Source organism: Coleofasciculus sp. H7-2 (genome assembly GCF_042747725.1).
In the GTDB taxonomy this organism is placed as follows: domain Bacteria; phylum Cyanobacteriota; class Cyanobacteriia; order Cyanobacteriales; family FACHB-T130; genus FACHB-T130.
In genome coordinates, this window is the sequence record NZ_JBHZGO010000030.1 from 94,031 (window position 1) to 106,215 (window position 12,185).

At 46.2% G+C, this 12,185-nt stretch carries 7 protein-coding genes and 1 pseudogene; 5 read left to right on the forward strand and 3 right to left on the reverse strand.

From position 1 onward, the window contains the following. The first annotated feature begins 45 nt into the window (after positions 1 to 45). Positions 46 to 2,730 carry a CHAT domain-containing protein gene (locus ACFW2W_RS07420; RefSeq protein WP_378175416.1) on the forward strand — a complete coding sequence of 895 codons (2,685 nt, stop codon included), beginning with the start codon at positions 46 to 48 and terminating at the stop codon, positions 2,728 to 2,730. A gap of 475 nt (positions 2,731 to 3,205) precedes the next feature. Here ACFW2W_RS07420 and ACFW2W_RS07425 read toward each other — a convergent pair whose 3' ends face one another. Beyond that, on the reverse strand, positions 3,206 to 5,458 hold the full coding sequence (locus ACFW2W_RS07425) for a caspase family protein (protein WP_378175418.1): 2,253 nt from the start codon (positions 5,456 to 5,458) through the stop codon (positions 3,206 to 3,208). 601 nt (positions 5,459 to 6,059) lie between these two features. Between ACFW2W_RS07425 and ACFW2W_RS07430 the strand changes: the two genes are divergently transcribed. Both ACFW2W_RS07430 and dtd read left to right on the forward strand, forming a co-directional pair. Continuing rightward, on the forward strand, positions 6,060 to 7,193 hold the full coding sequence (locus ACFW2W_RS07430) for a CobW family GTP-binding protein (protein WP_378175421.1): 1,134 nt from the start codon (positions 6,060 to 6,062) through the stop codon (positions 7,191 to 7,193). 113 nt (positions 7,194 to 7,306) lie between these two features. Further along, positions 7,307 to 7,762, forward strand: coding sequence for a D-aminoacyl-tRNA deacylase (gene dtd, locus ACFW2W_RS07435; RefSeq protein ID WP_378175424.1), 456 nt, complete (start codon positions 7,307 to 7,309; stop codon positions 7,760 to 7,762). Between the two features lie 146 nt (positions 7,763 to 7,908). On the opposite strand, the gene ACFW2W_RS07440 is transcribed toward dtd, so the two are convergent. Both ACFW2W_RS07440 and ACFW2W_RS07445 read right to left on the reverse strand, forming a co-directional pair. After that, positions 7,909 to 9,267 (reverse strand): DUF2330 domain-containing protein, encoded by a 1,359-nt coding sequence (locus ACFW2W_RS07440; protein WP_378175427.1) that lies wholly within the window; start codon positions 9,265 to 9,267, stop codon positions 7,909 to 7,911. 114 nt (positions 9,268 to 9,381) lie between these two features. Next, positions 9,382 to 10,374, reverse strand: a complete 993-nt coding sequence (locus tag ACFW2W_RS07445; RefSeq protein WP_378175430.1) for an RnfABCDGE type electron transport complex subunit D — start codon at positions 10,372 to 10,374, stop codon at positions 9,382 to 9,384. A 786-nt stretch (positions 10,375 to 11,160) separates the two neighbouring features. Here ACFW2W_RS07445 and ACFW2W_RS07450 point away from each other — a divergent pair. Together ACFW2W_RS07450 and ACFW2W_RS07455 are read left to right on the forward strand one after the other, a co-directional pair. Further along, positions 11,161 to 11,711, forward strand: a pseudogene (locus ACFW2W_RS07450) (MBL fold metallo-hydrolase); the annotation flags it as partial. Positions 11,712 to 11,716: 5 nt separating this feature from the next. After that, on the forward strand, positions 11,717 to 12,061 hold the full coding sequence (locus ACFW2W_RS07455; RefSeq protein ID WP_378175433.1) for a hypothetical protein: 345 nt from the start codon (positions 11,717 to 11,719) through the stop codon (positions 12,059 to 12,061). Positions 12,062 to 12,185 lie beyond the last annotated feature (124 nt).

Below are 12,185 nucleotides of genomic sequence, written 5' to 3' on the forward strand. Positions count from 1 at the left end.
AATCCAATTTTTCTAGACAAAAAGAACCACAAAAAACTCTTTCTTGTGGGATTATTTCTTAGTTCTTTCCTCTGCATCCAGGGATTAACTTGGCTATTGGGAGCAAAAAGCCTGCCTGTTGTCGCCCAAACTCCTGCAAAAGTAACGAATCCCCATGTAACAGCTCCAGAAGCGCTAGTGCAGGAAGCCAAGAAACTCTATCGACAAGAGCAGTTTCCGGAGGCATTAACTCGCTTGCAACAAGCTGAGGGAGCCTTTGTAGCCAGCAAAGAGACTCTCAAGCAAGCCATGACTCTTAACCTCCAAGGGCAAGTTTATCTCGCCCTCGGACAGCCAGAAGCCGCCGCAGAACGTTTTTCTGCGGCTGCCACCACTTACGAGCGAGGCAGAGACAAAACGGGCGCGATCAAAAGTCGGATTAATCAAGCGCAGGCACTCCGCAAGGCTGGGTTTTATCGCCGCGCCTGGGAAACGCTCGAACAACTCAATGCTAATCTGAACCAGACCGATCCCCAGCTCAAAGCGATCGCCCTGCGTAGCTTGGGAATTACCCAACGCTTAATTGGCGATCTGGATGACGCTCAAAAGGCTATAGAGGAGAGTTTGGAGATTGCCGAAAGCTTACCCTCACCAGCGCGTGAAGAGAATGAAAGCGCCGCTTATCTAATGTTAGGTAACATCGCCAAAGACCGACGCAACACCTCCAAAGAGCAAGTTAATAATAGCGTTGCCCTAAAGTACTTTGAAGAAGCGATCGCTTACTACGAAAAGGCTGCCGAAACTGCCACAACGCCAACAGAAAGAATTGAAGCCCAACTCAATCAACTCAGCGTGTTTGGAGACGCCGGACAACCTTTCACCGATCCAGAGCGAGAATTATTGCACCAAGTTCAACAGACACTTGACCAATTGCCCCTTTCCCGTACCACCGTTCATGCCCGAATTAACTGGGCACGCATGGTGATGCAACCAAATAGTCAGGCAAATGTCAGCCCTCAAGACATTGCTCAGCAACTGGCTATTGCTGTGGAACAAGCGAGAAAGCTGAAAGACCTGAGATCGGAATCTTACGCCCTCGGTCAGTTAGGAGAACTGCGCCAAAAGCTAGGACAGCTAGAACAGGCACAGGAGAATACCCAGCAGGCGTTAGCGATCGCTCAATCCATTGGTGCGTCAGACATCTCCTATCGCTGGCAGTGGCAGTTAGGACAAATCCTTAGAGAACAAGGAAAAACAGCGGGGCAGTTAGGAGAAACCCTTACAGAACAAGAAAAAACAGCGGAAGCGATCGCTTCTTACAAAGTTGCCGTCAATAATCTTCAGGACTTACGGGGTGACTTGGTGAACCTTAACCCCGACGCGCAATTCTCCTTTCGCAAAAGCGTCGAACCTGTATATCGAGAGTATGCGGGGATGCTGTTACAATCCAAAAATCCCGAAGATTTGAAGAACGCTCGTACAGCTATTGAATCCCTCCAGCAAGCTGAACTGGTCAACTTCTTTCGAGAAAATTGTATAACCTCCATACCCAAATCGGTTGATGAGATTCTGGCTGAGACTGACCAGAAAGCCGCTCTCATTTACCCAATTGTTTTGCCAGAAAGCTTAGAAGTAGTTGTGACGCTACCCGGCAATCAGTTGAGACACATTACTATTTCCAAACCGCGAGTTGAAGTGCAAGGCACCTTTACTCGACTGCGGAGTGCGATCGCTCCTGAGAGTGTTAAACCCACCCGCACGGCACCAAATGAAAACGAACCATTACCCGCCACCCCTCAAGAAGCTCAACCTAAAGGAAATGAACCCAATGCTGTAATACCTGGAGATGATACTCGTAGCGCCGAACCAACACTCATACCCACAGACGGGGGGTACTTAGTGCTTGCTCAAGAGGTATACGGTTGGTTAATTCGACCCTTTGAGGAAGACCTCAAAGCCAGTGGAGTTGAAACTCTCGTTTTTGTCCTGGACGCTCCCTTACTGAATCTGCCGATGGCAGTACTTCACGATGGCGAGAAGTTTTTAGTAGAAAAATACGCGATCGCCCAGACTCCAGGACTGAAACTGCTAGACACCAAACCCTTAGCACGAGGTGAAATCACTGCCCTTAAGGCTGGACTCTCTGAAGCTCGTTTACGAAGCCTTGGAAGTCCTCCCCAATCCGTATATTTTCCGCCACTACTCAATGTACAGCAGGAATTAGAAGGAATCCAGTTAAAAATACCCGGTAAATTAATCCTCAATGAGGAATTTACTACCGCTGCAATTCAACGGGCAATCAACTCGGTTTCTTACCCTATTGTTCACCTGGCAACTCACGGTAAGTTCAGTTCCAATGCTGAAGAAACCTTTATTCTCACTTCGGATGACCGTCTCAACATTAACCAGCTCAACCAACTTCTGCGAGGTAGAGAAGAAGACAGCAGAAAAGCCATTGAGTTACTAGTTCTTAGTGCTTGCGAGACAGCAGTTGGGGATGAGCGGGCAGCGCTAGGATTAGCTGGTGTAGCAGTCAAAGCTGGGGCACGCAGTACCTTGGCAACACTATGGCAAGTGGATGATGAAAGCACGGCTAAGTCAATGATTCGATTTTATCAGGAGTTAAAGGACACGAAGGTTAGCAAAGCCGAAGCTCTGCGCCGCGCTCAACTCTGGCTTATGCAGCAGGATAGCAAGTATAAGTCTCCCTATTACTGGGCACCATTCATTTTGGTGGGAAACTGGCTGTAATTGAGAACTTGTAAATAACAGGACTTACGCAAAGCTTATACATATAGCCTTTTGTCGGGGCAATCCCTTGCGATAGCGAAGCGCCGACCTGTCGGTTCGCCCTCTTAGATGTGATGTTGCGTAAGCAGGACTTACGCAAAGCTTATACATATAGCGTTTTGTCGGGGCAATCCCTTGTGGTTGCCCTCTTAGATGTGATGTAGCGTAAGCAGGACTTACGCAAAGCTTATACATATAGCGTTTTGTCGGGGCAATCCCTTGTGGTTGCCCTCTTAGATGTGATGTAGCGTAAGCAGGACTTACGCAAAGCTTATACATATAGCCTTTTGTAGGGGCAATCCCTTGCGATCGCCCTCAGATGTAGTGCTATTTGCGTAAGCAGGACTTACGCAAAGCTTATACATATAGCCTTTTGTAGGGGCAATCCCTTGCGATCGCCCTCATAAGTAAGGTGCGTTAACCCACCCGACTGAAGTCAATCCACCACCTCAACTACAGTCGAAATGGCAGCTAACACGCTTGTAGATACCGCTTGAGTTCCTTTAGAGAGCAGCGAAGGTGCAGCCTCACTGGAGCGGGAATTATTATCGATGTCCCCCAGTAAATTTCCAATGATATCGACTGACTCATCCTCATTCACATCAATGGGATTTCCATTGCGAGTCCCGCGACCTCTGGCGATGCTCTGTAACCCCTTCAAAGCGTTGCGTAACGGAGCAACACTTGCCAGAATTAGTACCTCAAACGTGCCAGCCTTCTCCCCCACGTTCCATACAAAATTATCCTCTGGCTGCGGTACGGCAATCGATTGCCCAGGAGGGACTAAAGCTTTTTCCTCTGGGGCATCCCAGTCTAGAGGAAACAGGTTGATAATTTCTCCAGACCCAGTAATGAAAAGCAAGCTGGCATAGATATTGCGACTTTCATTGTTTTTTACCTGAGCGAGTATGTTTGTTCCCCTTTTGAACTGTAGCTTTTGAGTATTAGTCGCTCCGGGCGGGAGAGTTGATTGAGCATTTCGGGTGCCTCGACTGCTAACAGTGCTGGAAGTTTCTTTGCTATCCACAGCTTGAATTGAAGTAGTGACATTTAACTGAGAGGAATCACCATTAACCAGGCTCTTCAAAATGCGCCCAATCAACAATACCTTGAACTTCGGTCGCAGTCGCACCACCGCATTCTCTGCCGATTCTCCCACCCGACCAAAAGAATCAGAGACTGGCACTTGGGTAGAGGTAAATAACCCCAAGGCACCTACGGGTGGAGGATTGGAAACACCTTGCTTTTGCCAAGATTGGAAATCTTCTTGTGTTACTCGTCCTAATAAGTAGTCAGTGACGGCTCGTTGTTCGACTGCAACAGGTTCAATCCTTTTTTGCTTTTGAAGTGCTGCCAGTACCTGTGCTTTCTCTGCACTAGGGATGTCATTTACACCAATGCGTAGGGTTAAATCCGTAGGCATTCCCCGCACCAGTTCTCGCAATAATGTTCCTTCTTTAACTATCCCTGATTGAGAAGTTGGAATAACTTTGCCGTACCCGACTAATCCAACACGGGATTCTTGCTTGATTTGTCCCTGTTCCCGTCCCTCATCATCAATAATTGAGAAGATTGCTGCATCTTTAAACGCTTCTAGGCTTTGGGAGGCTATCCCACCCAACCAAAACTCCACGCGATCGCCAGTCACTTTCTGAATCACTGCTTCGGCGGCGGGTCGTTTTTTCTCCAAGAAGTAAAGGGGTTTAGAGCCATTGTTACTTCCCGGTTTTTCCTCAAATTCTGGGTTTTGGATTATGTTAGAGGACATAGCCACGTCTTTGGTGCGACGGGCTAGATTGACAAAGACTGTGTCAAAGGAACTGTTGCTACTTTCTTGCCAGAGATAGCGAGTTAGTAGATAAGTAAAGGCACCCGCATGAAATCCCTCAAATTCAGCATCTGCCGCCTCTTGGTCGCGCCTTGCCGAGGCGATGACTACTCCCTTAGCCACACCCTTGTGGCGGCGATCGCGAAACTCGTCTTGGGAAAGCTCCAGCTTAGAGAGCAACTGCTTTTGATACTCAAATTCTTCCGGACTGGCATCAAGGGTGACACCCCTCTTTAAACGGGCAGCTCTCACAACCACGTTACCGCGCTTGCCTCCCCCGGAATAGCAGCTATCTAGGACAACGGTGAGGTTTTCGGTGGGAATGGCAGACATTAACAGGAATAGGGTATGACCCATGATATCCGGGACGGAGTTAGCCGAGCCGGTGACAGAATCAGCCGGACGATCAATTGGCACCATTGTGCTATTAAATGGATCGTCCCCAATCGGGTTGGGGTCACGTACCCGCGAACCATGCCCGGAGTAGTGAAAGACTACTACATCCCCAGGTTTTGCCTGTTTTATAAGATGCTCGTTAAAGGCTGTTAGGATTCCTTCACGGGTGGCTTGGGCATCTTTGACTTCAAGAACGTCATTGGGATTGAAGCCAAAGCGGTGAACCAGGAGTTCTCTCTGCATTTCTACATCAGTGATGCACCCCTCTAATGACCCTAAAGCGCCTTGATACTGATTGATGCCAACTAACAAAGCCAGTTTGCGCGGGGTGCTTTGAGCCAGCACTCTGGCACCCCGAAGCGCTTCGCGCCGCCAGCTAACGCCTTGAGGCATCAAGTCCAGCTGGTTCATTCCCAAGCTGGCGAAGAGCGAGCTGCTAAATTGTAGAAAATGACGACGTTTCATAAGTTCTCTAGATAAAACTATTTGCAGGTGAGATGATCGGAGGCTGGTTAATCAAAAGATTATTTTTCTAATCATCTCTATCTCTAAGCGCCGAGAGGTTATGTAAAAACTACTGGCTCTGTCGGACTTATGGCAATAAGCTTTACTAATACAAACGCCTGAGACTCCTGGGCTGTAGTCAAGATTTCGGCAGCTCTCTTCGGATCGAGGCTAGGGCGTGTCTGCTTGCCTCATAACCACAGAAGGGTAGCAGCGACAACGTCTGCCAATTTTCTGCTATAGCAATGAGTTGCTTGCATTAAGGATAAACTACTACAGTCAGTTGATACCAAGCGTCCTAGAAACGCGCTACCCGTAATGGGTGGCTGAGACTGACCTTTTGCTAGAAGCATGGGGAAATGCTGATTTGGAGTCAGGTAAGCTGGAGAGAGCGATCGCGCCAAGCGCGTATGCGAAGCTGTTCGCTTGCTATAAAGTAAAAGGTTGGGTCATTTCAATCCCGAACAAGGATTGACACCTACACCCATTTACCGCTTAGACTTCATACCAATTTACGGATAAGTCTACATAACGTTATTTAAGAAATTCTGAAAGTCGCACTATGCAACCAGTCACCACTCCCAGTCAATCTCCAGAGATAGATGCTCCGATCTCCGGCTTGCCCGTGACAATCATTACAGGTTTCCTTGGCAGCGGCAAGACCACTCTCCTCAACCACATTTTAAGCAATCAGCAAGGCGTCAAAACCGCTGTTCTGGTTAATGAATTTGGTGAAATCGGCATTGATAATGAGCTGATTGTCACCACCAGCGAGGACATGGTGGAGTTGAGTAACGGTTGTATCTGCTGCACCATTAATAACGATCTCGTCGAAGCAGTCTACAAAGTTTTGGAACGCGAAGAAAAGGTCGATTATCTGGTAGTCGAGACAACCGGACTCGCAGATCCCCTGCCAGTGGCACTCACCTTTTTAGGTACAGAACTGCGAGACATGACCCGCCTAGATTCGATCATTACGGTGGTAGATTCGGAAAACTTCAGTCTCGATTTATTCAATAGCGAAGCCGCCGCCAGCCAGATCGCATACGGTGATATCATTCTGCTCAACAAGGCAGACTTGGTGGATGAAGCAGACTTAGACTCCCTAGAAGTCAGAATTCGGGATATGAAAGGCGGTGCTAGGATTATGCGAACCACTAAGGGACAGGTTCCGCTGCCGTTACTTCTCAGCGTCGGTTTATTTGAGACTGACAAATATTTCCAAAACGAAGAGGCAGAACAGGGTCACGACCATCACCACCACGACCATGACCACGATCATCACGATCATCAAGACGATCATAGTAGTTGCGATCATGAGCATGACGTTTGCACTCACGACCATCACGACCACGATCATCATTCCCACCACTTGGAAAATGACGGGTTTACCTCAATTTCCTTTGAAAGCGACAAGCCTTTTGCTATCAAGAAGTTTCAAAATTTCCTAGATAATCAGCTGCCCCCGACCGTCTTCCGTGCCAAAGGGATTCTTTGGTTTGATGAAAGTCCTCGGCGTCATATCTTTCACCTATGCGGCAAACGCTTCTCCATCGAAGATGAAGATTGGAAAGGACAACCAAAAAGCCAGTTGGTACTGATTGGTCAGGATTTAGATAAAGAAACCCTGCAACAGCAAATTAAAAGTTGTGTCTGTTTGCCTTCTACTACTCGCGGTAAAGGCTTCGGAAAATAGTTTTTAGTCATGAGCAATTAGCTAAATATTAATTGCTCATGGTTCATAGTTCATGGCTTGATTAAGGATAAACTATGAACCATTAGCCACTAGCGTAGAACTAATGACTAATTATGCGAGTTGTCATCCAGCGAGTTAAATCCTCACAAGTTGAGGTGGCAGGTCAAGTCGTCGGCAAAATTGGGCGCGGGCTTAATTTACTCGTAGGCATTGCCGAAACGGATACCGAAGCCGAACTTGACTGGATGGCTCGTAAATGTCTGGAATTACGCTTATTTCCAGATGAGCAGAATGGTACCGGGCGTTGGGAGAAATCCGTCTTAGAAATTGGGGGCGAACTGCTGGTAGTCAGCCAATTCACCCTCTACGGAGATTGTCGCAAAGGACGCCGCCCCTCCTTTGATAAATCTGCTGCTCCTGCGATCGCTCAAAATCTTTATCAACAGTTTATCGCTAAGTTGCGCCAGAGTGGTTTGCGCGTAGAAACAGGCGAATTTGGGGCGATGATGCAGGTAGCAATTGAGAATGATGGTCCTGTTACTTTGCTGCTAGAGAGAGAAGCGACTTAACTTAGTTTATTGTTAGTGTCATTAGTTTTTTACCACCTATATTTTGCTTTTTACCATTCCCCGTAAAAAATATTTATTCCCTAACCCTCTCTTCTTAGGAGAGGGTTAGGGAGAGGTAGCAAGGAAATTAGGCGCTTAGGTGATTATTAAGGCCAGATATTTTGCCACCAAGGTCTAGAATTGCTTTGTGCAACAGGCATTTTTTTCCGAATATCCTGAATACTCCACCCAGTCAGTTTGGCGAGAGTTTGAGCCTCTTGTTCAAATCGTCTAGTCAAAGACTTTTTGTACTGTTGACCCGCTTGACATTTCACATCTCCTGTAAAGGGATGACGTAGAACATAACGACCCTGAAAATTTTGTTCATTTGATGTTTCTTGAAACACCAAATCTTCCGGAAATTTATCGCGGGTGTACCGGACATGGAGACGGGTGATAAAAACATTATTAGAGGGAACAAGGGATCTACGGAAAGGCGCTGACTCGTGCATACCTGAATAATCTAGCCAAAAAACACCGGCTTTCTTCAGTTCTTCTGAATTTAAAGGTTCGGCAGAACACGGATCGCAATTTCCCATGTTCCAGGCATATTCCAGAAAGGCAACCTTTTTATCTTCACGAGTGTATGAAGTTTGAAACATTGCTTTGTAGAAATCGCCAAATTCGTTTTTGACGAATACTGGAATTTCAGCATCTGAGGGGACTTTTACGGTTCGGTAATTGGTAACTTCAGCCTGACCTTTAGGCGATAAAACGTAAACAATCAAATCCTGTACGCTGGTAGAGTTAATCATCCCTAGACGAATCGGCAACATAAATTTAGGCGATTCGTAAGCCATCTGTAGGGGTCGCAGAAATTGAGAACCGGAATTTTGAAATTCTTTAAGATTTACTTTCGCAACAAAGAATTTCATGTTTTGCCGGATGTAGGGTTGCAGCAGTTGTTTTGCACCCCGTGGAATCTTATATCCGTTGCGATTTAGCCAAGTTTCTAGACCGTTTGATTCCTTTGCACTTAAGATTACAATGTCATATTCTCCCACATTGAAACGAGCTTCTACAGTGACACCCAAGGTACTCTCTTCATCCATTCTACCCCCCCTTAGAAGAGCGCCTGACTCCCGTGCGGCTGATGGTGCAGCGACTCTATCGTACATGACAGGATTACAAGGATCTTCGTCAAAATATTCCACCAGTCGCGGCGCACTAAAAGCATCCAATCGTTCGATAATTTTAGGATCGCCAACGTGAACCTGCTCTTTCTGAAGCACTGTCGGAACAGGGACAACCAAGGCAAAGTCTTTGACATCACCTTGATAGTCATTCGCCATCGTTAAAACAGTGCGATCGCTCTCACGAGCAATTACCACTTGCGACGCTTTATTGTAAAGCTTTGTATCCGCTTTTGCCACATAGAAACCACAAAATCCCCAGGCTGTCGGAGCAAAGCAAATAACAGCCAGAAACGTTATAACTAAAGTTTTCCAAATCCGAAATAGCTTCATTGCAACCTCTTCTAGCTTGGTAAAAATTTAAACTTGTCAATACGACTTGGATTCCCTACTTTTCAGTTAAGGCTTACTCCTCCCTAGCTCCAAAAAAGAAGGAACATCGCTCCCCTAAAAAAGGGGGGTTGAGGGGATCTCTGTAAGCGTTGCAACGCTCTCTTCATGAGCTGAAATTGCTAACCGAGATGTATTAGACTCTGATTCAACATCATCAGGTTTGCTATTATCTAAATTGCTAAAAACAGTTGAGGGAGTTTCTCCCCAGGAAAATCGGGGTGCTGACCAGATAAAATCCAGAAGTATGGTCAAGGGTGCCAAAGCAAATAAAGCCCAGAAAACGGCGGTAGATACAAAAAATTGATTTCGCAGGGTAAAAGTGAACAAAGCGATAGACATTGCCCATACTAAACGCCCGCTCCTGGCGTTAGGAATAGAACGAGGATCGGTAATCATAAATAGGGCGAATAACAACAAAGAACCGCTCATCAATCGATGTAAAAATACATCCCACGTCCAGCCAAGCCAAATATTGCGAATTGCTTCTAACAAAGCGTAGGAACCTAAAAAAGCAGCGGTTGTATCCCAGCGACCAACTCGTTTTAAAATCGTGCCCCCGGTGCCTGCAAATAACAGCGCATACCACCATTCATCTCCCCATTGTCCAGGTGAAACCCAGGCATCTTTTGTCAAGATAAGCGCTGCAATAATGCCAAAATTAGCAGGATTAAAAAAATGCTTATTCCGAAATTTAAAAATAAATTTACTTACAATTGCTAAAGCTCCTGCCAAAATCATGGTGCTGTAACTATCGGCTCGCAGCAGCAAACTCAGACCTAAAGCCGTAATAAAGGCACTGCGTAATGAAAGATTGACGGGAGCATTTGCTAAACCAGAATCAAGTTCATTTGGGCAATTATCTTGTACTGGAAGCAAATTGAATAGATTTTGTTTAATCGATACTGCTAGCCACTGAGTCGCTAGGCAAGTTACCATCACCACTAAAATTAGATCCGGTCTTAGCGTCCAGTCTCGTGTCCAAATACCCAAGAACAGGAACAAGGATAGAAACAGAATTTGATAATCTCGGACATCTTTTAGCAGCATTGCCGATTAATAGTAGGATTACCCGTATCTTTCTCCTGAATTTAAACGCAATAGGATACCAACGGGGCTTCTGTTACAGAAATTGTTACAAAGATGCTCCCTTAGCAGGGGCGGTTTTTACCAACTCCTCTAAAAATGCGATTCTAGGTGTCTCTACAACAGACACTTTGGCTCAATCAAGTCTTTTTAAAAATTAGGCTCAAATTTGATACAACAAGAGCTTCTCACTTTTATATCTTGACGGCTATAGATTTTACAAATAAATTGACCTTACTTCTATAATTAAACATCATTCTTTTGGAGCGATCGCTTGGATGAAGACTCTCTTACTTGTTCATCAGCAACATCTACTCGTTAATGGGAATGGCAACCGAGTCGATGATTGTAGTAAAAGAGGTCAACAACCAGAGAGTGGTACAACTCTATTAATAAAACGGCTTCACTAATATCAATTTTTGTCTTCAGGTTATGGTGAAACCTAACAATCAAATAACGTAGGCTATCTCTTTGGAGAGCTAAAATCCAGCTATTGGGCTTGGTAAAACCAGAAAAAACAATGACCCAAACTAATCAATCTACACATTGCCCAGAAAGCCTTTTAGAGGATGTCGAGCCAGCCTCTACGACAAGCAATTTTCAATTCACCATTATTGGGAAACTGGGTGTCTCTGAAAAAGGGCTGTGTCTTGTGTGTCGAGATTCGACCCAAATAGCTGTCACCCAATCTAAAGCAGAATACCCTGCGGGGGATATGCTCTGGAGCGTTATTCCTAGCAGCGATTCCACTGCTTCCAAATCGAGATTGGCCCTTACGAAATTGTATTGGATTGCGGTACTCGTCCCAAAGGCTACGATCCCCTACCAGCACTGGATTACCTCAAAAACCCTAACTTACTGCTCATCTCCCACGCTCCTTGCTGACCACATCGGTGCTGCGCCTGTCTTTACACAAGCGATTCCCTGGCGTGCGGATGATTTGCACTCTAGGCACCAGAGAAATCGCTCACGTCATGTTGCAAGATTGCCTGAAGGTACAGCAATTGAATGAAGACTCGCCAGAGTTATTCGATGAAGCTGACTTGTCTCGCACCCTGTTTCGGCTGGAGACGGAAGCCATTGGCAAGGATTTTGAGCCGTTACCGGGGCTAAAAGTCAGGTTTATCAATGCGGGTCATATTCTCGGAGCCGCCTGCATCTATCTTAGGTATGGGGAACGAAGTCTGTTGTACACGGGCGACTATAATACCAGCAGTTCCAGAACTACAGAAGGACTGCGCTTGGCTGACCTTCCGGAAGCGGATATGTTAATCACCGAGTCTACCTATGGTGGCGACACTCGCAGATGTTAGCCGCCAACGGCATACTCACAGCCAAGTGGGACGGGATACATCTCAAGCTAAGTCCCCTGAACGAGCAGCATCTGGCAATCGAGGCGGCGCAAGTTTCAGGAGTTAATTGCTGTGCGACGTGCCAGCACTTTAACGACAAGAGAAGCCAATGCCAATGTTCTGATAGCCCCTTATCAGGATTAGTCGTTGATCCCGCCGGACATTGCTTAGAATACGCCTCTTTAGACGACATCATCGTTTTAGAAGACTTCACCGACTTAGACGATTTAGAGGAAGAACCTGAAGATTTTATCGGCAACTTAGACGAAATGGAATCAAGATTTGGGATTGGCAATTAGTCAGTATTCTAAAAGAACCTCAGCCCCAGCTCCTCATCGAAAAGCGGAGAGGGGAAGAGAGGCGGGGTGAGGTTCCAAATGATGACTATTCAAATGGATTTGATATGACTCTTCACCCATTACC